Annotated in this window: 25 protein-coding genes; 16 read left to right on the top strand and 9 right to left on the bottom strand. The window is 66.4% G+C overall.

The window, feature by feature from the left end; genetic code table 11:
* Window positions 1-75 precede the first annotated feature (75 nt).
* The 4 genes from trxA (at window position 76) to DEA8626_RS15650 (ending at window position 2,815) form a co-directional block, all read left to right on the top strand.
* Window positions 76-987: a thioredoxin gene (gene trxA / locus DEA8626_RS15635; protein WP_108854180.1), complete on the top strand. Its 912-nt coding sequence runs from the start codon at window positions 76-78 to the stop codon at window positions 985-987.
* Between the two features lie 27 nt (window positions 988-1,014).
* Window positions 1,015-1,653 carry an LON peptidase substrate-binding domain-containing protein gene (locus DEA8626_RS15640; RefSeq protein WP_108854181.1) on the top strand — a complete coding sequence of 213 codons (639 nt, stop codon included), beginning with the start codon at window positions 1,015-1,017 and terminating at the stop codon, window positions 1,651-1,653.
* A complete protein-coding gene (locus DEA8626_RS15645) occupies window positions 1,650-1,832 on the top strand; it encodes a Trm112 family protein (protein WP_108854182.1) in 183 nt (60 codons plus the stop codon). Before DEA8626_RS15640 ends, DEA8626_RS15645 begins: the two co-directional genes overlap by 4 nt.
* A 122-nt stretch (window positions 1,833-1,954) precedes the next feature.
* Window positions 1,955-2,815, top strand: a complete 861-nt coding sequence (locus tag DEA8626_RS15650; RefSeq protein WP_181366480.1) for an alpha/beta fold hydrolase — start codon at window positions 1,955-1,957, stop codon at window positions 2,813-2,815.
* A gap of 136 nt (window positions 2,816-2,951) precedes the next feature.
* Here the strand turns inward: DEA8626_RS15650 and DEA8626_RS15655 are convergent, their stop codons facing one another.
* Together DEA8626_RS15655 and DEA8626_RS15660 are read right to left on the bottom strand one after the other, a co-directional pair.
* On the bottom strand, window positions 2,952-3,368 hold the full coding sequence (locus tag DEA8626_RS15655) for a hypothetical protein (RefSeq protein WP_108854184.1): 417 nt from the start codon (window positions 3,366-3,368) through the stop codon (window positions 2,952-2,954).
* A 224-nt stretch (window positions 3,369-3,592) separates the two neighbouring features.
* Window positions 3,593-4,819 (bottom strand): FAD-dependent monooxygenase, encoded by a 1,227-nt coding sequence (locus DEA8626_RS15660; protein ID WP_108854185.1) that lies wholly within the window; start codon window positions 4,817-4,819, stop codon window positions 3,593-3,595.
* An 82-nt stretch (window positions 4,820-4,901) separates the two neighbouring features.
* Between DEA8626_RS15660 and DEA8626_RS15665 the strand changes: the two genes are divergently transcribed.
* The 4 genes from DEA8626_RS15665 to DEA8626_RS15680 all read left to right on the top strand — a co-directional run bounded on the left by DEA8626_RS15665 (window position 4,902) and on the right by DEA8626_RS15680 (window position 10,761).
* Window positions 4,902-6,230, top strand: coding sequence for an amidase (locus DEA8626_RS15665; RefSeq protein ID WP_108854186.1), 1,329 nt, complete (start codon window positions 4,902-4,904; stop codon window positions 6,228-6,230).
* A 125-nt stretch (window positions 6,231-6,355) separates the two neighbouring features.
* A complete protein-coding gene (locus DEA8626_RS15670) occupies window positions 6,356-7,534 on the top strand; it encodes an aminotransferase class I/II-fold pyridoxal phosphate-dependent enzyme (RefSeq protein ID WP_108854187.1) in 1,179 nt (392 codons plus the stop codon).
* A gap of 13 nt (window positions 7,535-7,547) precedes the next feature.
* Window positions 7,548-10,409 carry a DNA translocase FtsK gene (locus DEA8626_RS15675; protein WP_108854188.1) on the top strand — a complete coding sequence of 954 codons (2,862 nt, stop codon included), beginning with the start codon at window positions 7,548-7,550 and terminating at the stop codon, window positions 10,407-10,409.
* Window positions 10,410-10,521: 112 nt separating this feature from the next.
* A complete protein-coding gene (locus tag DEA8626_RS15680) occupies window positions 10,522-10,761 on the top strand; it encodes a hypothetical protein (RefSeq protein ID WP_108854189.1) in 240 nt (79 codons plus the stop codon).
* 197 nt (window positions 10,762-10,958) lie between these two features.
* Here the strand turns inward: DEA8626_RS15680 and DEA8626_RS20875 are convergent, their stop codons facing one another.
* Window positions 10,959-11,840, bottom strand: a complete 882-nt coding sequence (locus DEA8626_RS20875; RefSeq protein ID WP_146188888.1) for a hypothetical protein — start codon at window positions 11,838-11,840, stop codon at window positions 10,959-10,961.
* A 211-nt stretch (window positions 11,841-12,051) separates the two neighbouring features.
* Entirely contained in the window at window positions 12,052-12,525 is a 474-nt protein-coding gene (locus DEA8626_RS15685) for a BrnA antitoxin family protein (protein WP_219929213.1), read from the bottom strand.
* A gap of 138 nt (window positions 12,526-12,663) precedes the next feature.
* Between DEA8626_RS15685 and DEA8626_RS15690 the strand changes: the two genes are divergently transcribed.
* Entirely contained in the window at window positions 12,664-13,281 is a 618-nt protein-coding gene (locus DEA8626_RS15690) for a LolA family protein (protein WP_438502441.1), read from the top strand.
* A 4-nt stretch (window positions 13,282-13,285) separates the two neighbouring features.
* Here the strand turns inward: DEA8626_RS15690 and DEA8626_RS15695 are convergent, their stop codons facing one another.
* Complete coding sequence (locus DEA8626_RS15695; RefSeq protein ID WP_108854191.1) at window positions 13,286-13,864, bottom strand: transglycosylase SLT domain-containing protein; 579 nt, start codon at window positions 13,862-13,864, stop codon at window positions 13,286-13,288.
* A gap of 265 nt (window positions 13,865-14,129) precedes the next feature.
* Here DEA8626_RS15695 and hspQ point away from each other — a divergent pair, with 265 nt between their 5' ends.
* Window positions 14,130-14,456: a heat shock protein HspQ gene (gene hspQ, locus DEA8626_RS15700; RefSeq protein WP_108854192.1), complete on the top strand. Its 327-nt coding sequence runs from the start codon at window positions 14,130-14,132 to the stop codon at window positions 14,454-14,456.
* A gap of 20 nt (window positions 14,457-14,476) precedes the next feature.
* Here the strand turns inward: hspQ and DEA8626_RS15705 are convergent, their stop codons facing one another.
* The 3 genes from DEA8626_RS15705 to DEA8626_RS15715 form a co-directional block, all read right to left on the bottom strand.
* Window positions 14,477-16,057, bottom strand: coding sequence for a gamma-glutamyltransferase family protein (locus tag DEA8626_RS15705; RefSeq protein ID WP_108854193.1), 1,581 nt, complete (start codon window positions 16,055-16,057; stop codon window positions 14,477-14,479).
* Window positions 16,058-16,406: 349 nt separating this feature from the next.
* Window positions 16,407-16,898, bottom strand: a complete 492-nt coding sequence (locus DEA8626_RS15710) for an ATP-binding protein (protein ID WP_181366481.1) — start codon at window positions 16,896-16,898, stop codon at window positions 16,407-16,409.
* Window positions 16,888-17,232 carry an STAS domain-containing protein gene (locus DEA8626_RS15715; RefSeq protein WP_108854195.1) on the bottom strand — a complete coding sequence of 115 codons (345 nt, stop codon included), beginning with the start codon at window positions 17,230-17,232 and terminating at the stop codon, window positions 16,888-16,890. Before DEA8626_RS15715 ends, DEA8626_RS15710 begins: the two co-directional genes overlap by 11 nt.
* A 93-nt stretch (window positions 17,233-17,325) precedes the next feature.
* Here DEA8626_RS15715 and DEA8626_RS15720 point away from each other — a divergent pair, with 93 nt between their 5' ends.
* Both DEA8626_RS15720 and DEA8626_RS15725 read left to right on the top strand, forming a co-directional pair.
* Window positions 17,326-18,504, top strand: a complete 1,179-nt coding sequence (locus DEA8626_RS15720) for a thiolase family protein (protein ID WP_108854196.1) — start codon at window positions 17,326-17,328, stop codon at window positions 18,502-18,504.
* 68 nt (window positions 18,505-18,572) lie between these two features.
* Window positions 18,573-19,028 carry a GAF domain-containing protein gene (locus tag DEA8626_RS15725; protein ID WP_108854197.1) on the top strand — a complete coding sequence of 152 codons (456 nt, stop codon included), beginning with the start codon at window positions 18,573-18,575 and terminating at the stop codon, window positions 19,026-19,028.
* A gap of 47 nt (window positions 19,029-19,075) precedes the next feature.
* On the opposite strand, the gene DEA8626_RS15730 is transcribed toward DEA8626_RS15725, so the two are convergent.
* Window positions 19,076-19,498: a VOC family protein gene (locus DEA8626_RS15730; RefSeq protein WP_108854198.1), complete on the bottom strand. Its 423-nt coding sequence runs from the start codon at window positions 19,496-19,498 to the stop codon at window positions 19,076-19,078.
* Window positions 19,499-19,622: 124 nt separating this feature from the next.
* On the opposite strand from DEA8626_RS15730, the gene DEA8626_RS15735 reads away from it, so the two are divergent.
* From DEA8626_RS15735 to DEA8626_RS15750, 4 genes are all read left to right on the top strand, one after another.
* Window positions 19,623-20,246, top strand: coding sequence for a LysE family translocator (locus tag DEA8626_RS15735; protein WP_108854199.1), 624 nt, complete (start codon window positions 19,623-19,625; stop codon window positions 20,244-20,246).
* 4 nt (window positions 20,247-20,250) lie between these two features.
* The gene (locus DEA8626_RS15740; protein ID WP_108854648.1) at window positions 20,251-21,144 is read left to right on the top strand and encodes a homocysteine S-methyltransferase family protein; all 894 of its coding nucleotides are present in this window, start codon (window positions 20,251-20,253) and stop codon (window positions 21,142-21,144) included.
* 78 nt (window positions 21,145-21,222) lie between these two features.
* A complete protein-coding gene (locus DEA8626_RS15745; RefSeq protein WP_108854200.1) occupies window positions 21,223-21,879 on the top strand; it encodes an RluA family pseudouridine synthase in 657 nt (218 codons plus the stop codon).
* Complete coding sequence (locus DEA8626_RS15750; RefSeq protein WP_108854201.1) at window positions 21,876-22,385, top strand: DUF1643 domain-containing protein; 510 nt, start codon at window positions 21,876-21,878, stop codon at window positions 22,383-22,385. Before DEA8626_RS15745 ends, DEA8626_RS15750 begins: the two co-directional genes overlap by 4 nt.
* Window positions 22,386-22,411: the final 26 nt, after the last annotated feature.

The raw sequence follows: 22,411 nt of genomic DNA on the forward strand, positions 1-22,411 counted from the left end.
TCATCGCCGCATCCCCCTTGGCCTTTCCGCCCGGCGCGCTCATATAGGGGGCGACACGGTAATCAGGGGGCAGACATGCTCGAATTCGGCCAGAAACAGGACGCGCCGGCCGGTGCTGCGGATTTGATCCGCGACGTCACCGAAGCGGATTTCATGAAAGAGGTGATCGAGGCGAGCGCCCAGGTGCCCGTCATCGTCGATTTCTGGGCGCCGTGGTGTGGGCCCTGCAAGACGCTCGGCCCCGCGCTCGAAGCCGCCGTCACGGCGGCCAAGGGCAAGGTTCGCATGGCCAAGGTCAACGTGGACGAAAACCAGCAGATCGCCGCCCAGCTCCGCATCCAGTCCATCCCGACCGTTTACGCGTTCTGGCAGGGCAAGCCGGTCGACGGCTTCCAGGGCGCGGTCGCGGGCTCCGAGATCAAGGCCTTCGTCGACAAGCTCGCCGGGCTCGCAGGCGACGGCGGCCTCGGCGAAGCGCTTGAGGCGGCCGAAGCGATGCTGACCGAAGGCGCCGCCGTCGATGCCGCCGAGACCTTCGCCGCGATCCTCGGCGAAGAGCCGGAAAACGCCGCCGCCTATGGCGGGCTCGTCCGCGCCCATCTCGCGATGGGCAACGAGGAGCAGGCCGAAGGGCTCCTGAACGCCGTTCCCGCCGCGATCGCCACCGCCGCCGAGATCGAAGCCGCCCGTGCGCAGCTCGCGCTTGCGAAGCAGGCCGCCGATGCCGGCCCGGTTGCTGAACTCCTGGACCGCGTCCTGTCGCATCCCGACGACCATCAGGCGCGCTTCGATCTCGCCCAGGCGCTGCACGCCTCCGGCAAGGTCGAGGGCGCGGTCGAGGAGCTGCTCGAACTCTTCCGCCGCGATCGCGAGTGGAACGACGGCGCGGCGAAGAGGCAGCTCTTCACCATTTTCGAGGCTCTGAAGCCGACCGACCCGATCGTTCTGAAGGGCCGGCGCAGACTTTCGTCGATGATCTTTGCCTGAGGGCCGACACCCGCTAGGATCGGGACCATGCAACTGCGCGGCGACCTGCCCGAGAAGATCCCGCTTTTCCCCTTGCCGGGGGCTCTGCTTCTTCCGCGCGCGCGCCTGCCGCTGCAGATCTTCGAGCCGCGCTATCTCGCCATGCTCGAAGATGTGCTGAAAGTGCCCGACCGCCTCATCGGCATGATCCAGCCGCGCCCCGGCCCCGATGGCCAGCCGCGCCTTGCGGCGATCGGCTGCGCCGGCCGCGTCACCGCGTTTTCCGAAACCGATGACGGGCGCTACATGATCACGCTCACCGGCATCTCGCGCTTTCGCCTCATGCGCGAGGTCTCTGGGTTCGCGCCCTATCTCTCGGGCGAGATCGCCTGGCAGGATTTCACCCGCGACCTTGGCCCGCCCGAGCGCGACGCGGGCTTCGACCGCGCCGTGTTCCTGGGGATCCTGCAGCGCTATTTTCTGGACCAGAAGCTGTCGACCGATTGGGACAGCCTGAAGGAGGCCGAGGACGAGCTTCTGGTCAATTCGCTCGCCATGCTTTGCCCCTTCGACCCTGAGGAAAAGCAGGCGCTCCTCGAAGCGCCGTCGCTCGCGACGCGGCGCGAGACGCTGGTGACGCTCATGGAATTCGCACTGAGGGGCGGCGGCGAGGAGGTCGTGCAATGAGCGAGGAAACCCAGTTCGACCGCCGGATGCTCGAAGCGCTCGTCTGCCCGCTGACCCACGCACCTTTGCGCTATGACGCCGAAACGCAAGAGCTGATCTCGAAATCCGCCGGCCTCGCCTTTCCGATCCGGAGCGGCATCCCCGTATTGCTCGTCGACGAGGCGCGGCAGATCGAGTGAGGCCGCGCCCGGGTTCCAGGACTGTTCGGACATTCGGTTCCCTGCGTTTTTCGCACTCGCCTTCGAATTGGGGCGAATGCCAGCTACAGTCCTCGCATCTGCGACTGCGGGGGGCGGGGCGCGTGTCAGCGAGAGATCTGATTGCCGAGTGGAAGGCACAGGGCGCCCCGTTGTCGGTTCCGGGGGCGAATTCGCGCATCTGGCGGGTCGGAAGCGGGCCGCCGGTGGTTTGCCTGCATGGCGTCCCCGCCTCGGGATTTCTGTACCGGAAGGTCATCGCCGCCCTCTCCGCTCGCGGCATGGAAGGCATCACATTCGATCTTCCCGGACTTGGCTTCGCAGATCGCCCCGAGAGTTTCGACTATTCCTGGACCGGCTTGTCGCGCTGGACCGAAGAGGCGCTCGCGGCGGCGGGCATCGGGAAATTTCATCTTGTGGTCCATGACATCGGCGGCCCCATCGGCTTCGAACTGGCGACGCGGAACCCTGACCGCATATTGTCGCTGACCGCCCTGAACACGCTGGTCGATGTGGCGTCCTTTCACCGGCCCTGGATGATGGAGCCGTTCGCATGGCCGGTTCTCGGCCGCCTGTGGCTCGCGCCGATGGAGACGCCGGTCTTGTGGCTGCTCATGCGCTATTCGGGCATGCTCGGCGCGCCGTCCTACTCCGAAATCATGGCCTACGGGGCCCTGCTCAAGCGCGAGGACGGGGGCCGCGCATTCCTCAAGATCATGCGCGGTTTCGAACGCACGGAAGCCTTCGAGACCCGCATTAAGAAGGGCCTGAAGGCGCGGCGCTATCCCGCGCAGGTAATCTGGGGCCGAAGCGATCCGGCACTCAGGATGAACAAATATGCCCCCAGTGTGTGTGAGGCTCTCGGCCTGGAAGGCTGGCATGAAGTCGCCGGAAAGCATTTCGTGCAGGAGGACAGCTTCGAAGAGATCGCCGAGAGGATATCGTCGATCGCCGCGCAGAGCTGAAGACCAGGCGCCTTTCCCGGGCCTGGCGCCAACTCCCCTTCCGGCGCGGGTCACGAAGACCGAAGCACGAGTCTCTGCAACAGCCAGACCCTATGAATGCACGGCGCGGACCCGGCCTCGTCCGAGGCCCGGTCCGCTAGTTGCAGCCGGCCGCGGCCCACGCCTTCAGGGCCCGCTTCAGGCCACCCCCGAGCGGGTGCTGCTTGCTCAGCGCCTCTTCATTGCTCTGGTAGGTTTTGCCCTGCTCGCAAAGCGCCTCTTGCGTCCAGTTGTGGCAGGCGCTGCATTTCTGCTCTTTCCAAAGCTCCTCGGGCAGCCCCTCGATCGGCGGGAAAAGCGGCGAGCCATCGATCAGCTGCGCGATGCTCCGGCCTTCGACTTCGGGCCCGCCGATGGCGAGCGGCGTCGTGAATCCGATGGGTGCGTCCGGGTCGGTCGGTCGTGCGGAGGTCGGTTCGGCTTGCGGTTCGGCGGGCGGCGGTTCCAGCGCCGCGAGTTCCTCGGGCTCGGCCTCGGGCGCAGGGTCCGGCGCCGCCGCGGCCTGTTCGGCCATGACCGACAGCTCGTACCGCGCGAGCTCGGCATAGACGCCGTCGGGGCCTTCGCGTCTGGCCCCGTTGAATCAATGTCAAAATGCCGGGCGCGGCGTCCAGCCCTACGGCCACAACTACCTGCTGCCGGTCGATGTGCAGTTGGCTTGCCTCAGACTAGCGTCGGCCCCAAAACGTGACAACCGTGGCGGTAGCAAGATGCGCGCCGGGCCGGTCGCGCCGGCGTTCAGAGTGGGTGGCCCTGCAGAAGCCGGGGAGGGTGCCCCGCGATCCCGGCGGCCTGTCGGATGAACGCCCGGCGCAGGCCGGGCAGGCTGCCCACGATACCCATGCCGACATCGCGCGCCGCGCGTAACAGTGGATTATCATTGGAAAACAGGCGGTTGACCGTGTCCATGCCGAGCGCGAGCGCGGTCGCGTCGAACCGCCGCCATCGCTGGTAGCGCTCCAGCACATCCGCCGCCCCGATATCTTCGCCGCGCCGATGCGCCTCGACTAGCACCTCGGCCAGTGCGCCCACGTCGCGAAAGCCGAAGTTCAGGCCCTGACCCGCGATCGGGTGGACACCGTGCGCCGCGTCGCCGACGAGCGCGAGGCGCTCCGCGATGTAGCTGTCGGCAAGCGTCAGGCTCAGGGGATAGGTGAACCGCCCGCCCGCAAGCTCGATCCGGCCGAGGAAATCGCCGAAGCGCGGGCGCAGCACCGCGAGGAAATCCTCGTCGTTCAGCGCGGCGATGGCGCGGGCCTCTTTCTCGGTCTCGCTCCAGACGATGGAGGACCGGTTGCCCTGCAAAGGCAGGATGGCGAGCGGTCCCGACGGCATGAAGAACTGATGCGCGATCCCTTCATGCGGCCGTTCGTGCGCCACCGCGCAAACGAGCGCGGTCTGGCCGTAACCCCAGCCAGTGCGCCGGATGCCCGCACGCTCGGCGGTGCCCGAGGCGCGCCCGTCACAGCCCGCAAGCACCCGGCCAGTCAACTCGCGCCCGTCCGACAGTGTGACCGTGATCCCGGCGGGCCCGGCCTCCTGCGCCGTGACGGTCGTGGCGGGCAGATGGGTGATCCGCGCCTCGGCCTCCATCGCGTCAAGGAAGGCCGCGTAGAGGTGGCGGTCCTCCAGCATGAAGCCCATCGGGCCTTCCTCGATCTCGGCAGCGTCGAAATGCAGGAAGAACGGCGCGGGACCTTCGCCCGGTCGCCCGTCGCTCGCCTTGATCTCGAGGATCGGCTGGGTTTCGCCCTCGACCCGGTCCCAGACGCCGATTGCGCCCAGCAGACGCTTCGATGCGATGGCGAGCGCGTAGGCCCGGCCGTCGAACTCCGCCGCCGCACGGGCGCGGGCCGGCTGCGCGTCGATCACCACGACCGTGATCCCCGCCTGCGCCAGCGCGAGCGCCAAGGCCGGGCCGTTCAGCCCACCCCCGGTGATGATGACATCCGCGTCAATAGCCATGGTCCCAGTATCCCCCCGCGCGCGGGATTGTCCATGCGGTCGCGTGCCGCTACCGTCTTGCCGTCATGCACAGGAGGCGGCCATGGCCGAATGGCGGGAGATGAGCGCGGCGGATCTCGGCCGGGCGATCGGGCGTGGCGAGATCGACCCCGAGGAACTGACGGCGGCGCATCTTGACGCGATCAGGGTCCACGCCTTTCGCGATCGAATCTACGCCCGCGTAACCGAGGCGCGCGCGCTCGAAGAAGCGAAGGCGGCCGCGAAGCGGGCGAAGGCGGGGCAGCGGCTTTCGGCCCTCGACGGGGTGCCGATCTCGTGGAAAGACCTCTTCGACACCGCCGGCACCGCGACCGAGGCGGGCTCGCTCCTCCTCGAAGGCCGCGTGCCGGGGGCGGATGCCGAGGTGCTGCGGAACGCCACCCTTCAGGGCCTCGTCTGCCTCGGCAAGACCCATATGACCGAACTCGCCTTCTCCGGCCTCGGGCTCAACCCCAAGACCGCGACGCCGCCCAACATCCACGACCCCGCGCTTGCGCCCGGCGGCTCGTCCTCGGGCGCGGCGGCATCGGTCGCCTTCGGCCTTGCCGCGGCGGGGATCGGCTCCGACACCGGCGGCTCGGTCCGCGTGCCCGCCGCGTGGAACGACCTCGTCGGGCTCAAGACCACCTCAGGCCGCCTCTCGCTGAAAGGCGTCGTGCCGCTTTGCGCGCGCTTCGACACAGTCGGCCCGCTGACCCGCACGGTCGAGGATGCCGCCCTCCTGCTCGCCGCGATGGAGGGGGCGAAGCCCGCCGATCTGCGCGCCGCGACGCTGAAAGACGCGCGCTTCCTCGTGCTGGAAAACGTCGCGCTCGACGATATCCGCCCCGAGCCGCTGGCAGGGTTCAACCATGCGCTCGAACGGATCAACGATGCCGGGGCGACCCTAGTCCGCGGCGCGGTGCCGGAACTCGCCCATGCGATGGACTTGTCGGGCATTCTCTTCACGACCGAAGCCTATGGCACCTGGAAGTCCGAGATCGAAGCCGCGCCCGAGAAGATGTTTCCGCCCGTCCGCGACCGCTTCCGCTCCGGCGCGGGGCATTCCGGGGCCGACTACGTCGCCGCCTGGCGCTGGCTCGAGGAAATCCGCGCGATCTGGGCCGAGCGCACGGCCGGATACGACGCGGTTCTCGTGCCGACGGTCCCGAACCTGCCGCCCGAAGCAGAGCGCTTGCTCACCGACAACGACTACTTCGTCGCCGAAAACCTGCTGACGCTCCGCAATACGAGGATCGGCAACCTGATGGGGCTTTCGGCGCTGACGCTGCCCACCGGCCTTCCCGCGACCGGCATCACGCTCCTCGGCCGCCCCTTCGCCGAAGAACGGCTTCTCAGGCTCGGCGCGGCGGCAGAGACCGCACTGCGCTGACGGCGCAAAAGACACATTCCGCGCCCGCCAGCCCCCGGAAAGCATTGCTTTTTCTGGACCAGACTGCCCCGCGCCGCTAATCTGGCTGCAAAACGGGGCGAAACGACCCCGCATTTGAGGCAGTAATGGCGTTTCCGGAGCGGTTTTCGAACCTGCCAGACTACGCGTTTCCGCGGCTGCGGAAGCTGCTCGACACCCATGAACCGGGTGGCGAGCCCCTTGCCATGTCGATCGGCGAGCCGCGCCACCCGATCCCGGATTTCGTCGGGCCGATCCTTCAGAAACATCTTGCCGAATTCGGGCGCTACCCGCCGAACGAAGGCTCGCCCGGACTTCTCGCGGCGGTCGCGGGCTGGCTGAAGCTGCGCTACGGCGCCGAGATCGGGCCCGACCGGATCATGGTCCTGAACGGCACGCGCGAGGGGCTGTTCGACGCCTGTATGGCGCTTTGCCCCGAAGTGAAGAACGGCCGCCAGCCCATCGTGCTGATGCCGAACCCGTTCTACCAGGTCTATTCCGCCGCCGCCCTGTCGGTCGGCGCCGAACCCGTCTACGTCCCCGCGACCGCCGCGACCGGCTTCCTGCCCGACTACCGCGCGCTTCCGCCCGACATTCTCGACCGCACAGCGCTCGTCTATCTCTGTTCGCCCGCCAATCCTCAAGGGTCGGTCGCCTCGCGCGACTATCTCGCCGACCTTCTCAACCTTGGCGAAAAGCACGGATTCACGCTTCTCGTGGACGAATGCTATTCCGAGATCTGGCGCGACCATGCGCCCGTAGGGGCGCTTCAGGTCGCGGATGAGACCAGCGCCGACCCCGAACGGGTCGCGGTCTTCCATTCGCTCTCCAAGCGGTCGAACCTCGCCGGGCTGCGCTCGGGCTTCGTCGCGAGCGGGCCCGAGGCTATTGCCCGCTTCCGCCAGCTTCGCTCCTACGGCGGCGCGCCGGTGCCGCTGCCTGTGCAACACGTCTCCGAAAAGGCGTGGAGCGACGAGGCCCATGTCGAGGCCAACCGCGCGCTCTATCAGGAAAAATTCGCCATCGCCGACAAGATCTTTGCGGGCGTTCAGGGCTATCAGGGACCCGAAGGGGGGTTCTTCCTGTGGCTGCCCGTGGATGACGGCGAGAAGGCGGCGCTGAAACTGTGGCGCGACACGGGGGTTAGGGTGCTCCCGGGCGCGTATCTCGCCCGCGAGGTTGGCGGGCACAATCCGGGGAAGGGCTACATCCGTGTCGCGATGGTGGCCCCAAAAGAAGAAATGCGGCGCGGGCTCTCGAAGCTCCGCGACTGCCTCTACGGTTGAAAGACGAGGGACCATGGCATCTTACCAGGCACGACAGCGCGATCCGCTACTGGACCAGACGACGCAAGCCGCCATCGAGCGGCGCGGGAAGGAGCTTTTGGGTGTGGCGCTCATCGTGGCGGCGGTGCTGACCGCGATGATGCTCGCCAGCTACTCGCCCGAGGACCCAAGCTGGTTTGCCGCCACCGACGAACCCGCCGACAATCTCCTCGGCCGGTTCGGCGCGGCGGTCGCGCTCCCGCTCTTCGTGATCGCGGGCCACGGCGCCTGGGGCATCGCGGCGGTCTTCGCCGCCTGGGGCGTGCGCTTCGTCACCCATCAGGGCGAGGAACGGGCGCTCGGCCGCGTGATATTCGCGCCGATCGCGGTCGCGCTGATGGCGGTCTACGCGTCGACCCATGTCGGCGGGCCCGGCTGGGCGCACAGCTTCGGGCTGGGCGGTCTCTTCGGCGACACGGTCCTCGGCGCGCTTCTCGGCATCGCACCGGTGTCGGCGACACTCGGGCTGAAGGTTCTCTCCGCGGTCATTGGGGTTGCCGCCCTGGCGATGGCGCTCTTCGTCATGGGCTTCAACCCGCGAGAGCTGCGCGCCGTCGCGCGCTTTCTGATCGTCGGGACGATCGTCGCCTATGACTGGTTCCTGCGGGCGCTCGGCTGGGGCGCGGTGGCCTCTGTCCGTGGCGCACAGGCGCTTCACGAACGGGGCCGCGCCCGCCGCGACGCCGTCAGCGCCGAGGCGGAGTGGGACGACGATGACGCGCCCGACCCCCGTGGCGCGCGGCCCGGTATGCTCCGCGCCGAGCCGCGGTTCGACTCAGCCGAACCCGACGCCGCTCCCCGCGCGCGGCGCGGCATTCTCGCCCGTATGGCGGGGCTCGCACGGCGCGGGCTCGAACTCGAGCCCGATCTGGAGCCGGAACTGGTGGAGCGCCACGCCCCCTATGCAGGCTGGGACATGGCCGCGCCGAGCGAGGACCGCATCCGTGCCCGCATCGCCGATGCCGTGAAATCGCGTGCCGTGCACCGGCCGGACGATGCCGCGCTTGAAGGCCGGGCGGAGCCGCCGCTCCGCGCGCCCGCCCGCCCCTCCGACGGCCTGCGCGCCACGCGCGACGACGAACCGCCGCTGAGCGCCGAGCCCCGCTTCATGCGCGCCGCGCCCCCCGATTCCACCCAGGCCGAGACCGGCGGACCCCTGACCGCCGAGCCGCTCTTCGACACCGACGAGGAATTCGGCCCCGGCGAGCCGGGCGATCCCGATGCCCACCGCCTCCGCGTCCAGCACGCTCCGCGCAAGGCCCCCGCGCCCTCGCGCCAGGCGATGGCCGAGGCCCAGCCCCGCCTGAATTTCGAGGAGCCGTCCGGCCCGGTCTACGAGATGCCGCCGCTTTCGCTCCTCGCCAACCCGTCTTCCGTCCAGCGCCGCCCGCTCTCCGACGAGGCGCTCGAGGAAAACGCCCGGATGCTCGAAAGCGTCCTCGACGACTACGGCGTGAAGGGCGAGATCGTCTCGGTCCGCCCCGGCCCCGTCGTCACCATGTACGAACTCGAACCCGCCCCCGGCCTCAAGGCCAGCCGCGTCATCGGCCTCGCCGACGACATCGCGCGGTCGATGTCCGCCCTTTCCGCCCGCGTCTCCACTGTCCCCGGCCGCACCGTCATCGGCATCGAGCTCCCCAATGCCTTCCGCGAGAAGGTGGTCCTCCGCGAAATCCTCTCCGCCCGCGACTTCGGCGACTCCAACCTCAAGCTCCCCCTCGCCCTCGGCAAGGACATCGCCGGCGACCCCGTCATCGCCAACCTCGCCAAGATGCCCCACCTCCTCATCGCCGGCACCACCGGCTCGGGCAAATCCGTCGCCATCAACACGATGATCCTCTCCCTCCTCTACAAGCTCACGCCCGAGGAATGCCGGCTCATCATGATCGACCCCAAGATGCTCGAGCTCTCCGTCTATGACGGCATCCCGCATCTCCTCTCCCCCGTCGTCACCGACCCCAAGAAGGCCGTCGTCGCGCTGAAATGGACCGTCGGCGAGATGGAGGAGCGCTACCGCAAGATGTCCAAGATGGGGGTGCGCAACATCGAAGGCTACAACGGCCGCGTGAAGGAGGCGCTCGCCCGGGCCGAGATGTTCAAGCGCACCGTCCAGACCGGCTTCGACGAGGACACGGGCGAGCCGATCTTCGAGACCGAGGAGATCCAGCCCGAAGCGCTTCCCTACATCGTCGTCATCGTCGACGAGATGGCCGACCTGATGATGGTCGCGGGGAAGGAGATCGAGGCCTGCATCCAGCGCCTCGCCCAGATGGCCCGCGCCTCCGGCATCCACCTCATCATGGCGACCCAGCGGCCTTCCGTCGACGTCATCACCGGCACGATCAAGGCCAACTTCCCGACCCGGATCTCCTTCCAGGTCACCTCCAAGATCGACTCGCGCACGATCCTGGGAGAGATGGGCGCCGAACAGCTCCTCGGCATGGGCGACATGCTCTACATGGCCGGCGGATCGAAGATCACCCGCATCCACGGGCCGTTCGTCTCGGACGAGGAGGTCGAGGAGATCGTGACCCACCTCAAGTCCTTCGGGCCCCCGGAATACATGTCCGGCGTGGTCGAGGGCCCGGATGACGAGAAGGAGGCCGATATCGACCTCGTCCTCGGTTTGGGCGGCGACGGCAGCGAGGACGCGCTCTACGACCAGGCCGTGCAGGTGGTTTTGCGAGACCGCAAGGTCTCGACCTCCTACATCCAGCGCAAGCTCGGCATCGGCTACAACAAGGCAGCTAGGCTCGTCGAGCAAATGGAGGAGGAGGGGCTCGTCGGCGCCGCCAACCATGTCGGCAAGCGGGAGATATTGGTGCCGGAGCAGTAGGGCGGGGTTCCACCCCGCCACCCGGTAGGGTGCGCATTCATTGCGCACCTAATCCGTCTTACCGCGATGCGCAACCAATCCGCATCCTTCGATTTACTCAATGGAGCATCAAATGACGTTCACCAAGGCATGCAAGATTGTCGCAATTCTGGCTGTCGCCTTCGGATTGCTGCGGTTGGGAATGGGGTTTGGTCTTACCTTTGGGATGGATGAAGGTGCCGATTTATCCCCGTACATTGGCAGCAGGACCACCGGGCAGGTGATCAATCAGGGCACCTACACGCTTCTCGTCGGCATCGCCCTCGGAACACTCGCAGAAATCAGCCGCGCGCTGCAAGCCAAGACCGGATAGCGCCAAGTAGGGCGAGCTTCAGCCCGCCACCCTGTCCCGACGCTCGGAACAAATCCCAGAGGGCAGCGCCCGACCCGGGCGGGCGAGAAGCGCCCTCCCCGGGGGGGGGAGGGTCGGGCGCTGCCCGGCGTTGCCGCCGGGCGAAAGTGCTAGCCATCTTGTCTGTGTCCGCATACCTGCGCCAGAAATCACTGTTTCTATTCGACTGGAGGTAAGACCTTATAAATCATAAACACCTGATCGTCGTTCATCCCACGTCGATGCCACGATTTATTACTCGTGACAGTACATTCTACGCTCAAGGCGGTGCTAACATGTGATTCGTCAATTTGGATTAACGCCTTAAGTCCATTGTCAATTTTGGAAACTCCTTTAGGGCCGGGCCAAGAGATTTCGTAGGTCGCGGGATCGAACGATTGATCGACTTCGACTTCGATAGATAATGTGTCGCCGGGCCGAAGTACTGCATTGGGATCGTTCGTTCGATCAACTCTTCCGCCACCAGTGTTGTTCCGACTTATTTGGTCGGCGTGAAACGTGCCGCCAAAGCTATCACTTATCCTTATGATCATCGGTGCGTTGTATTCGTTCCTCATTCCCAAACCTCTGTAGAACGCCTTCAAACCGTCAACGATATCGTTGGTATAGCAGAGTACCTGCTCAGCCTGTCTAACTGAAATGGGTGTAGCGTGAGAGAGCGGGTTCCGCACGCTCGATATCCTAGACAAAAATGTACGCACCTCGGAGTGCCCGTGTGGGAACACAGTTCCAAGCGCTTCCCGAAAGTATTTTCTATATAGATCAGGATTGCAAATTATCCTGATTTCTTCTTCAAGCGTAGCTGCATCTATTGGGCGAGGGTATCTACTCGGATCGCTATTCAGGCGGGTTACGAGTTTATTTTTGACCTCATTGTTGATGACATTCGATCCGTCATCGCGTTTTGCTTCCAGATAGTTATTGCCGTAAGCGGCGGAAAGTTGGTAGTCGATCAACCGTCTAAGCCAGAGTTCCAGGCCCTCAATTGATCGTCGGCACAGTGCTCTGAGATCGTCCTGAGTAAGCGTATTTAGAAGCATCAGTTTCCCTGCTTTTACGTTGATGCGTCCTCACTTAGTCTTCAGATTGTGCGATCCGCGCAGCATCGCAAGACCTCTGAAGGCCCTCCGTATACTACATACCGCTGCGCCTACCTGACAGCCTGAGCCGGTAGAGTAAGCATAGAGAAGTACATGTAGTGATCGTGCTCGCGCCCCCCATCATCCTGACGCCGCCGGTGTATGGCCGACCCTACTTCCCCAACCTCGCATCCCGGAACGCCCGCCGCCCGTCGAGTTCCTTCTTCTCTTCCGCCGCCTTCTCCCGCGCCTCCCTTGCGTCGGTCTCGGCGATGGCGTGGTCGAGGATTTCGCGGCGGAGCAGATACATCTCCTCCTCGTGGCTGGGCTGATAGCGCACGCCCTCCGGCCCCGTCACCAGCCCCGCGAGCCGGGCGAGCATGAAGGTCCTGAGGACCGCGTTGATGCGCGTCAGGTACCCCGCCCCCATCGCCCGGAAGAAGGCCACGACGTCCTCGTCCAGCCGGATCGTCACCATCCGCTTCGCCGGCACGCCGGGCCGCCGGGCGATCTCCTGCCATTCACGGGGCAAGCGCAAGCTGTCGTTCAGCCCCCAGCGCAGGTCCGCCTCCAGCCCCCGCATGGTCTCGGCAAGCTCGTGATAGGCGGCAAGCTTCTCTTTCTCGGCTTTGGTCTGTCGGGTCATTTCGGCCTCCGAACGCGGGGCCCCATCGTGGTCTGGAAGGGGTGAAAAGGCGGTTTCCCGCCCGCGCGGTCCGTAGCTACGGAAAACCTACGGCCTTGTGACGCGGCTGTTATGGCATAACCACGCGGTCTGCCCTACATGGGGGCCATGAGATACGCACCGCTCTTCGCCCCGATCCTCGCGTTCGTCATGGCGCTTCCGGCCCAGGCCGAGAAGCTTTCGCTGAACGCAATCTCCAACTATCTCAACGGCTTGCAGACCGCCGAGGCGGGGTTCCGCCAGATCAACGCCGACGGCTCGACCTCGACCGGCCGGGTCTTCATCCGCCGCCCCGGCCGCATGCGCTTCGAATACGCCGCCCCAGACCGCACCGTCGTCCTGGCCTCCGGCGGTCAAGTCGCTGTTTTCGATGGAAAATCCAACCAACCGCCCGAACAGTACCCGCTCAAGAAGACGCCCCTGAACCTGATCCTCGCGCGCAAAGTCGACCTTTCCCGCGCGAAGATGGTGGTCGGTCACTCCGAGGCGAACGGCCTCACGATCGTCACCGCGCAGGACCCCCAAAACCCCGAATACGGCCAGCTCCAGATGGCTTTCAGCGCCAACCCTGTCGCCCTTCGGCAATGGGTCGTGACGGATGAGACAGGCGGCCGGACGACTGTCGTTCTGGAGCCGCTGAAGACCGGCCAGTCCTACGCGTCCTCGCTCTTTTCCATCAACGCCGAAGCCGACAAGCGCAAGCGCCGCCGCAACTGATTGCTCAGAGCTTGTCGCAGGCGATGAGCTGGAGCTGATACATCTCGGCCCGTGCGCCGACCTCGGCCGCGACCCGCATCAGCCAGCCCTTCTGCAGATGGCTGCCGCGCGAATAGCCCGTCTGTCCCTCGTGATAGGCGAGGTACTGGCTGGTCGCGTCCCATTTCGAGATGCCGAGCTTCTTTTCGGACCGGTCCATGTACCAGCCCATGAAGTCGGTCGCGTCGGTGATCTTGTTGCGACGCGCGCCGTAGCGCCGCGTCGCCCGCCGGTAATCCTCCCATGTGCCGTCAAGCGCCTGCGAATACCCGAAGGCCGAGCTCTGCCGGCCCGTAGGGATGATGCCGAGCGCAAAGCGCTGGGGCGTGCGGGCGTTGCCGATAAACTTCGATTCCTGGTAGATCGTCGCCATCTGGATATGGACCGGAACGCCCCAATTGCGCTCGGCGCGCTGCATCGCGGCCAAGTACTTCGGGCGCTGGTCGACAATCGAACAGGCATTGTCGAGGTTTCGCGGTGCGGAATGTTTGCCGCCGCAGGAAACAAGCAACAGCAATAAGGTAAGGCGTAGGATCCTGCTCATTTGGCCTCGCTCGATGTTCTTTTTTCATGCAGTCTACGCAATTTCCCCCGCTGAGGAAATCACAAAGCGGCGGGCGAGTTCGGCCACCTGCCGCAACCCATCTGGTTGCAGCGTCGTCAGAAGAAGCACCTGGCGGAGCCTGTGGACGCAACATCCGGAAATCACTGTAAATTCAGTGTTCACAGACTGTTTCCGTCAGATTCGGGCCGAGTGATGGACTTCAACCCGCCCAAAGGTTAAAACATGGAAGGCGGAAGTGGGTCCAATGTTGAAGACATGCGCGAAATATTATCTCGGGCAGGTGGTGCGCCATCGCAAGCACCCGTTCCGTGGCGTGATCTTCGACGTGGACGCGAAGTTTTCCAACACCGAGGAATGGTATGATGCCATTCCCGAGGACAGCCGGCCTGCAAAGGAACAGCCGTTTTACCATCTCCTGGCCGAGAACGACGACAGCTACTACGTCGCCTATGTGTCGGAACAGAACCTGGTCGCGGACTATTCGGGCGAGCCGGTCGGCCATCCCGATCTGCCCGACCTATTCGGCGATTTCGAAGACGGCTGTTATCCGCTTCACTACCACATGAACTGAGTGGCCCGACGGCTGAGCCATCAGTAGCCGAGGGCGCAGCCGTCCTTGCGCGGGTCCGACGCGCCCCAGAGGACCCCCCGGTCGTGGTCGATGAGGATCGCCTGGCCGCCGCCGAGCGGTTTGTTCGGCGTCTCCACCCGGTGGCCGAGTGCTGCCAGCCGCGCGCGCGTGGCCTCCGGGTAGCCGCGTTCGAGACGGACGGCGCCAGCGTCGGGAAAGCAGCGCGGCGCGTCGAGCGCTTCTTGCGGGTCCATCCCGAAATCGAGCAGGTTGGAGACGACGTGCGCGTGGCCGGCGGGCTGGTAGGCGCCGCCCATGACGCCGAAGGGCATGACCAACGCGCCAGCACGGCAGAGCATCGCGGGGATGATCGTGTGCATCGGTCGCTTGCCCGGGCCGGCCTCGTTGGGGTGGCCGGGTTCCAGCGTGAAGCCCGCACCGCGGTTCTGGAAGAGAACTCCAAAGCGGTCCGAGGCGATGCCAGAGCCAAAGCCCCAGTAGGTGGAATAGATCATCGACACAGCCATGCCGTCGCGGTCTACGACCGCCAGGTAGATCGTATCGCGATGGACCGCTTCGCTCGCGGCACGCGCATCGGGCAGGACGCGGTCGGGCGAGATGAGCGCGGCGAGCCGGCGGGCGGTGTCGTCCGCCAGCATGTGATCGAGCCGCGTCACATGTGCCGGGTCGGCGATAAAACGGTCGCGCGCGTCATAGGAGAGTTTCGCGGCCTCGATCTCCAGATGCGCGCGCTCCGGCCCCAGCGGATCGAGGCTTTCGAGATCGAGCTCCGCCAGGATCTTCAGCATCAGGATCGCGGTCGCGCCTTGTCCGTTCGGGGGGTGCTCGAAAAGCGCGTGGCTCCTGTAGTCGCCCTGAATCGGGTCGACCCAATCGCAGGCGACGGCGGCGAAATCGTCAAGCGTATGAGAACCGCCCGCAGCGCGGAGCGAGCGGACCATGTCCTCGGCGACCTCGCCTTCGTAAAATCCCGCGCGGCCTTCGGCTGCAATTCGTCGGAGAACCTCGGCCTGCTCCGGCGCGCGGAATATGTCTCCGGTCCGAAGCGGGCGGTCCGCGTTCATGTAGAATCGCCGCGCCGCGCCCGTGAGACGCGCCCCGTTTTCGGGCCAGTCGAAGGCGACGCGCGGGGCAACCGGGATGCCGTCTTCCGCGTAGCGGATCGCCGGGGCGAGGCATTCGGCGAGCGCGAGGCGACCCAAGTCCTTTGACAGATGGCAGAAGGCGTCGATGGCGCCGGGTAGGGTTGCGGAATGCACGCTTTCGGTGCCGATGGTGGTCGCTCCGACCTCGCGCAATGCTTCGGCGGAGAAACCTGCCGGCGCGCGGCCCGACCCGTTCAGCGCAAGAATGCGCTCCTCGCCCGCAGGTTTTACGAGAGCGAAGCAATCGCCACCGATGCCGCAGCTTTGCGGTTCCGCGAAGCCGAGAAGCACCGCGCCTGCGATCGCCGCGTCGACGGCGTTGCCGCCTGCCTGCAGGATGTCGATGGCGGTCTTCGCCGCGAGCGGGTGTGAGGTCGCGCAGATCGCGTTCTGTGCAAGAAGCGGGGACCGCCCCGGCAGCTGGAAATCGCGCATGGCACCCTCCGTTCCGGGCGGCAGGCTAGGTCGCGATTTCAGGAAAGGGAAGACCTCGGCGCCGCGCATTGGGTGGGGGCTGTTGAACGCGACGCCGAGGGAAGCCTTAAGCAGCTACAGGGATCACTCTGTCGGTTCATTCGGGCCGAGTTGCGGACTCATTGAGGCATATTTGCGGCGCTTCGAGAGGTGGAATCGGGCTGAAAATGTCTGGATCTGAACGGATTTCCTGTCTGGTGTGCCGAACGAGGAGCCTCGATCGGGCATGATCTCCGCGCGCAATTCAGCAGCCGCAGGATTGCGCGCGTCTCGCGGCCGGCGTGTTCAGGCGAGGGTGCGGATCCCGCCATCACGCCTCGCCGAGCGCAAGGCGAAAAGACAGCTCGTTCCGCCCGTCGATCCGGGCATAGTTCAGATCCGCCGTCAGCGTCCGGATGAGAGCCCAGCCCCAGCCGCCCTCCGCAAGGTCGTCGATCATGCCGGTGACCGGCTGCAAACGCCCCTCGGGCGGTTTGAGATCCGGCATCGGATGGCCTTCGTCCGAGACTTGGCACCAGAGCGCGTCCGAATCGTGGGTAATGTCGATTTCCACCGGTCCCGGCGGCAGTCCGGCATAGCCATGCTCGACCACGTTGTTCAGGACCTCTGCCAGAGCGAGTTCCAGCGTGCCCGCTTCCTCCGCGCTCAAGCGCCGCGCGAAACGCGCCACGGCGGCGCGCAGGACGTCGCGCACGACCCCGGGGTCGGCCCGGAAGCTGCAGGCGTAGCGGTCGAGATTTTGGACACGGCAGCGACCGGCGCCCGGCTCGCGGCCGGCCGCGCCTGCGAATTCAGCCGCCATTCCCGGGATCCTGCGCCGAGGCGGGCGCTGCATCGTGGATCGGAAACACGCTGTCCATCCGCGTCAGTCGGAACACCTTCCCGACATTGGGCGTGAGCGCGGCAAGCTCCAGCGTGGCGGCCGGGGCGAGGAACTTCATCACCGAGACGATTGCCCCGAGGCCGGAGCTGTCGACGAAGTTAACGCGGCTCAGATCGAGGATCACCCGCCCAGACGGCTCTGCCGCCATTTCGCGCATGCGATCCTTGAACTGGATCGCGACTGCGGCGTCGATCCGGTCCTCGTGGACGCGTACGACCAGGGCGTCAGCCATCGGCTCGGATATGAGATTCATCTAGACGCTCTCCTTCAACTCACGCGGAGGCTAGACGCCAATCCTTACTATTCGGTATGCCTGTGATTGAGGCTCGCAAGGAAGGATGCCCGGATGGATGAAGTAGTGATCGCCGGCGCCGCGCGAACCGCAATGGGCGGGTTCCAGGGCGTTTTCACCGGCACCGATGCGGCGACGCTGGGCGGTGCAGCCATCGCTGCGGCGATGGCAGATGCCGGTGCGGGTCCGGCTCAGATCGAGGAGGTCCTCATGGGCTGCGTCCTGCTCGCGGGTCAGGGCCAGGCGCCCGCGCGGCAGGCAGGGTTCAAGGCTGGCCTCACCGACGCAGTGCCTGCGACGACGCTCAACAAGATGTGCGGCTCGGGTATGAAGGCGGCGATGATGGCCCATGACCAGATCGCGCTGGGGGTTGCCGGCATCGTTGTCGCGGGGGGCATGGAGAGCATGACAAACGCGCCCTACCTCTTGCCGAAGATGCGGGGCGGCGCGCGGCTCGGCCACGCTCGGGTGATCGACCACATGTTCCTCGACGGTCTTGAGGACGCCTATGACCCGGGCCGTCTGATGGGCACGTTCGCCGAGGACTGCGCCTCGGCCTTCCAGTTCACGCGGACCGATCAGGACGACTACGCGCTCGCCTCGCTCTCCCGCGCGCTCGAGGCGCAGAAGAGCGGCGCGTTCTCGCGCGAGATCACGCCCGTGACGGTCGCGAGCCGGAAGGGCGAGACGGTCGTCGACGCCGACGAACAGCCGGGGACCGCGCGGCCCGAGAAGATCCCCACGCTGAAACCCGCCTTCCGCGAGGACGGGACGGTGACGGCGGCGAACAGCTCCTCGATCTCCGACGGTGCGGCGGCGCTCGTCCTCGCCTCGCGCCGCGCCGCTGAGGGAGGCGGTCTGAGGATCCGCGCCCGCATCCTTGGCCATGCGGGCCACGCCCATGCGCCCTCCGAGTTCCCCACAGCGCCGATTCCGGCCGCGCGGAAGCTACTCGACAAGCTCGGCTGGACGGTGAAGGACGTCGATCTCTGGGAGGTGAACGAGGCCTTCGCCGTCGTGCCGATGGCCTTCATGCGCGAGATGGGACTCTCGCGCGATATCGTCAACGTCAACGGCGGCGCTTGCGCCCTTGGCCACCCGATCGGTGCCTCGGGCGCGCGGATCATGGTGACGCTTCTCAATGCGCTCGAAAAGCGCGATCTGAAGCGCGGCGTCGCCGCGATCTGCATCGGTGGCGGCGAAGGCACTGCCATCGCCATAGAGCGCCCCTGACTTCATCTGGCCCGAATACCTGGGGAGTCTGGGGGCAAGGCACCCGATTGCCTATCACGAGGAGCACCATGACAGTCGATTACACCGAGCTTGCCGCCGTGATCGCAAGCCTGGCCGAAGGCGAAACCGACGAGGTCGCGCTCATGGCCACCGTCGCCTGCGAGGTGCACCATTCCGACGACCGCTTCGACTGGACCGGATTCTACCGCGTCACCGAACCGAGGCTTCTCAAGGTCGGCCCTTACCAAGGCGGACACGGCTGCCTCGTGATCCCATTCGGAAAGGGAGTCTGCGGCGCGGCAGCGCAAACCGGCGAGATCCAGATCGTCGCCGATGTCGACGCCTTTCCTGGCCACATAGCCTGCGCGACGAGCACGCGATCCGAAATCGTCCTGCCGGTCTTCGGGCGAAACGGGCGGCTCATCGGCGTGTTAGACATCGACAGCAATCAGCCCGACGCCTTCACCGACGTGGACGGCGAGGGGCTCTCGGAGATCCTCGCTTCGGTCTTCGGCCGCTTGTAGTCGGGACGCGGAGGCCGCCGGCTTCGTCCGACCCGGCCTGAGCGGCGTCACAGATGCCGGCTCGGCACCCAAGCATAGCCGTTCTCGCACAGAATGTAGCATTCCCTCAACCCGTGCGGCTTGTCCATCGGTGGTTGCAGGATCACGGCGTCGGGAAAGGCCGCTGCGCGCTCGGCCGCTGCGTCGGGATCGGTCACGTATAGCCGGATTTCGAGCCCCGCGCCGCGCGGGCCCGCCTCGGGCAAGAGCGCCGGCAGGGGATGGCTGTGATACGTCCCGTCGGCGTGAAGCTGAAAGAGTTCGCCGTGATAGTCCATGATCGCGAAATCCGCGGACAGGCGGTGCGCGGTCATGCCGAAGACGCCCTCGAGGAACGCCGCGAGCCGGCGCACGTCCCGAACGAGGAGGTTGAGGCCCATTCCTTTCAGCGACCTGCCGAAATCCTCCGCTTTCACCGTCTCGTAGTCCATCCCCGCCTCCGCCTTGGCCCGCCAAAGAACGCTCGCAAGCAAAGTCAGCCCAGTCAATGCCCGCACGGGACTTGACCCGGCGCCCGAATTCGGTCAGCGCTTGCGCAAGAGCCGGGGGCGCACCATGTGGGACATCGTTCAGACCTATCCGGGAGGGCAGCTCCTGGCGTTCGTACTGGCGGGGCTGGCGCTCAACTTCACGCCGGGGGCGGACGTTCTCTTCGCCACCGCTTCGGGACTTAGGGGCGGGCCGCGGGCGGGCATGGCTGCTGGTCTCGGCGTGGGGCTGGGTGGCGTTCTTCACGTCTCGCTCGCTGCGCTCGGCCTCGCGGCGCTTGTCGCGGCGCATCCGGCGGCGCTGACCGCGATCCGCTGGGCCGGGGCGGGCTATCTCCTTTGGCTCGCCTGGTCGGTCTGGCACGCCGGACCGCCCGAACCGGGCGCGCGCGGGGCGGCGGATCCGGGACGGGCGCTCGCCCGGGGCTTTCTCGCCAACGCGCTCAATCCGAAGGTGATCGTCTTCATCCTCGCCTTCCTGCCGCAATTCACCGATCCCGCGTTTGGACCAATCTGGGCGCAGATCGTGTTCCTCGGCGCGATCTTCACGGTGACTGGGACAATCGTCACGATGGGCTACGGGGCGCTCGCCGGTGCGATGGGCCGGTCACTGAGGCGCACAAGCGGTATCATGAACCGGATCGCGGCGGCGATCTTTGCCGGGCTCGCGGTCCGGCTGGTCTGGGAGTAGGGCACTGGCCGACATCACGCTTCTCGACGGCGGCATGGGCCAGGAGCTCGTCGCGCGCTCGGGCGACGCGCCGACGCAGCTCTGGGCGACGCAGGTGATGATCGATCACCCCGGCCTCGTCCGCTCGGTGCACGAGGACTATTTCGCCGCCGGCGCGACCGTCGCCACGGCAAATACCTACGCGATCCACCACGACCGGCTGAAGAAGGTCGGGCTCGACGACCGCTTCGTGACGCTCCACACCCAGGCATTGGCCGAGGCCGCGGCGGCCCGCGCCGAGCGTGGCAAGGGCCGGATCGCCGGGTCGCTCGGCCCGCTGGTCGCCTCCTACCGGCCCGAGACCCATCCGCCGCATGACGAGGCCGTCGCGAAATACGCCGAGATCGCGGGGCTACTCGCGCCTGCGGTCGATTTCTTCCTCGCCGAGACGGTCGCCTCGCTGGCCCACGCTAAGGCCGTGCTCGAGGGCGCTCGGACCGGCGGGCGACCGGTCTGGCTGTCGGTGACGGTCGACGACGAGGACGGATCGCGGCTCCGCTCGGGCGAGCCGGTGGAGGCCCTCGCGCCGATCGTGAAGGCGGGCGCGGCCGCCGTCCTGGCCAATTGCTCGGCACCCGAGGCGATGGCGGCGGCGCTTGGCGTGTACAAGGGCTTCGGCCTGCCCTACGGCGCCTATGCCAACGGGTTCCAGCAGATAACCAAGGCGTTCCTCAACGACGATCCGACCGTCGATGCGCTCCACCGCCGGCCCGAAATGACGCCCGCGCGCTACGCCGATTTCGCCTTGCAGTGGGTCGATGCAGGGGCAACGATCGTCGGCGGCTGTTGCGAAACCGGGCCTACACATATTGCCGAGATCGCGCGCCGGCTGTCAGGGGCCGGTCACCGGATCGTGTAACCGGGAAGGGGCAGGCGGGTTCCTGCACGCCTTGCGCGGGATGGCATCTTCCGGCGCATCCATGTTATCGCCCCGCGCATGTCCGACGCCGCCTATGCGCCTCCTGACGACCCGCTCGAGGTGATCCACGCGGATCACGCGATCCTCGTCGTCGACAAGCCGGCCGGGCTCCTGTCGGTGCCTGGCAAGGGCGAGGAGCTTGCGGATTGTCTGATCGCGCGGGTCCAGAAGTTGCAATCTGACGCCCTCCTTGTCCACCGCCTCGACCGCGACACCTCAGGAGTCATGGTCTTCGCCCTGACCCGCCACGCGCAGCGCGAATTGTCGGCGCAGTTCGAGAACCGCAAGGTACGCAAGACCTATCGCGCCCGGCTTTGGGGCCATCTCGAACCGAAGGAGGGGCGCGTCGACCTGCCGCTCATCGTGGACTGGCCGAACCGGCCGCGCCAGAAGGTCGACCGCGTGAACGGCAGGCCCGCGCGGACAGACTGGAGGGTGCTTGGCCATGACGAGGACGGCACGACGCGGGTGCGTCTCTTTCCGTTGACCGGCCGCAGCCATCAGCTGCGTGTCCACATGCAGTCGATTGGCCACCCGATCCTCGGCGATGCGCTTTATGCGGAGGGGGCAGCCCGCGATCATCCGCGGCTCATGCTCCATGCTGAATCCCTGCGGTTCAACCACCCCGAGACGGGACGCGGAATGACCTTCGCGGCGCCTTGTCCGTTCCGATGATCATTCGGCGGAACGAAGCGCGCGGCACACGCTCCGAGGCGATCTATTCGGAGTGCGGGCACTACCGCTATTTGCTCGAACGGCGCTGGGGCGGAGGTGGAGTTTGCTGCTACATACTCCTCAACCCGTCGACCGCGACCGAGGAACGGAACGATCCCACTATCGAACGGTGCGAGCGGCGCGCGCGGGCGATGGGGTTCGGCGGCTTCGCGGTTGCGAACCTCTTCGCCTATCGCGCGACTGTTCCGGCAGATTTGAAGCGCACGGCCGAGCCGATCGGGTCTGAGAATGACGCTACCCTTCTCGAAGCCGCGCGCGGGGCCCGCATGGTGCTGTGCGGCTGGGGCGTACACGGGGCGCATCTGAACCGTGGACCGCAGGTGGAGGCGCGGCTGCGCGAAACGGGCGTGGCCCTCTGGCAACTTGGGCTCACGCGGGACGGCCATCCGCGGCATCCGCTCTATGTAGGCTATGCGCGCGGCCCCGAGATCTGGCCGGGAGGCTAGCGCAAAGTACCGACAATTGCGCGCGT

Origin of the sequence: Defluviimonas aquaemixtae (assembly GCF_900302475.1) — a bacterium.
Classification (GTDB): Bacteria; Pseudomonadota; Alphaproteobacteria; order Rhodobacterales; family Rhodobacteraceae; genus Albidovulum; species Albidovulum aquaemixtae.

Bases quoted from the DNA above. Each gene is read 5' to 3' on its own strand.
- DEA8626_RS15750 (WP_108854201.1), top strand. From the start codon at position 21,876: ATGATCATTCGGCGGAACGAAGCGCGCGGCACACGCTCCGAGGCGATC.
- DEA8626_RS15710 (WP_181366481.1), bottom strand. From the start codon at position 16,898: ATGGCGGCTGAATTCGCAGGCGCGGCCGGCCGCGAGCCGGGCGCCGGT.
- DEA8626_RS15730 (WP_108854198.1), bottom strand. From the start codon at position 19,498: ATGGACTACGAGACGGTGAAAGCGGAGGATTTCGGCAGGTCGCTGAAA.
- DEA8626_RS15655 (WP_108854184.1), bottom strand. From the start codon at position 3,368: ATGGCCGAACAGGCCGCGGCGGCGCCGGACCCTGCGCCCGAGGCCGAG.
- DEA8626_RS15645 (WP_108854182.1), top strand. From the start codon at position 1,650: ATGAGCGAGGAAACCCAGTTCGACCGCCGGATGCTCGAAGCGCTCGTC.
- DEA8626_RS15725 (WP_108854197.1), top strand. From the start codon at position 18,573: ATGACAGTCGATTACACCGAGCTTGCCGCCGTGATCGCAAGCCTGGCC.
- DEA8626_RS15695 (WP_108854191.1), bottom strand. From the start codon at position 13,864: ATGAGCAGGATCCTACGCCTTACCTTATTGCTGTTGCTTGTTTCCTGC.
- DEA8626_RS15665 (WP_108854186.1), top strand. From the start codon at position 4,902: ATGGCCGAATGGCGGGAGATGAGCGCGGCGGATCTCGGCCGGGCGATC.
- DEA8626_RS15715 (WP_108854195.1), bottom strand. From the start codon at position 17,232: ATGAATCTCATATCCGAGCCGATGGCTGACGCCCTGGTCGTACGCGTC.
- DEA8626_RS15680 (WP_108854189.1), top strand. From the start codon at position 10,522: ATGACGTTCACCAAGGCATGCAAGATTGTCGCAATTCTGGCTGTCGCC.
- DEA8626_RS15670 (WP_108854187.1), top strand. From the start codon at position 6,356: ATGGCGTTTCCGGAGCGGTTTTCGAACCTGCCAGACTACGCGTTTCCG.
- DEA8626_RS15720 (WP_108854196.1), top strand. From the start codon at position 17,326: ATGGATGAAGTAGTGATCGCCGGCGCCGCGCGAACCGCAATGGGCGGG.
- DEA8626_RS15745 (WP_108854200.1), top strand. From the start codon at position 21,223: ATGTCCGACGCCGCCTATGCGCCTCCTGACGACCCGCTCGAGGTGATC.
- hspQ (WP_108854192.1), top strand. From the start codon at position 14,130: ATGTTGAAGACATGCGCGAAATATTATCTCGGGCAGGTGGTGCGCCAT.
- DEA8626_RS15735 (WP_108854199.1), top strand. From the start codon at position 19,623: ATGTGGGACATCGTTCAGACCTATCCGGGAGGGCAGCTCCTGGCGTTC.
- trxA (WP_108854180.1), top strand. From the start codon at position 76: ATGCTCGAATTCGGCCAGAAACAGGACGCGCCGGCCGGTGCTGCGGAT.
- DEA8626_RS15705 (WP_108854193.1), bottom strand. From the start codon at position 16,057: ATGCGCGATTTCCAGCTGCCGGGGCGGTCCCCGCTTCTTGCACAGAAC.
- DEA8626_RS15660 (WP_108854185.1), bottom strand. From the start codon at position 4,819: ATGGCTATTGACGCGGATGTCATCATCACCGGGGGTGGGCTGAACGGC.
- DEA8626_RS15640 (WP_108854181.1), top strand. From the start codon at position 1,015: ATGCAACTGCGCGGCGACCTGCCCGAGAAGATCCCGCTTTTCCCCTTG.
- DEA8626_RS15690 (WP_438502441.1), top strand. From the start codon at position 12,664: ATGGGGGCCATGAGATACGCACCGCTCTTCGCCCCGATCCTCGCGTTC.
- DEA8626_RS15675 (WP_108854188.1), top strand. From the start codon at position 7,548: ATGGCATCTTACCAGGCACGACAGCGCGATCCGCTACTGGACCAGACG.
- DEA8626_RS20875 (WP_146188888.1), bottom strand. From the start codon at position 11,840: ATGCTTCTAAATACGCTTACTCAGGACGATCTCAGAGCACTGTGCCGA.
- DEA8626_RS15685 (WP_219929213.1), bottom strand. From the start codon at position 12,525: ATGACCCGACAGACCAAAGCCGAGAAAGAGAAGCTTGCCGCCTATCAC.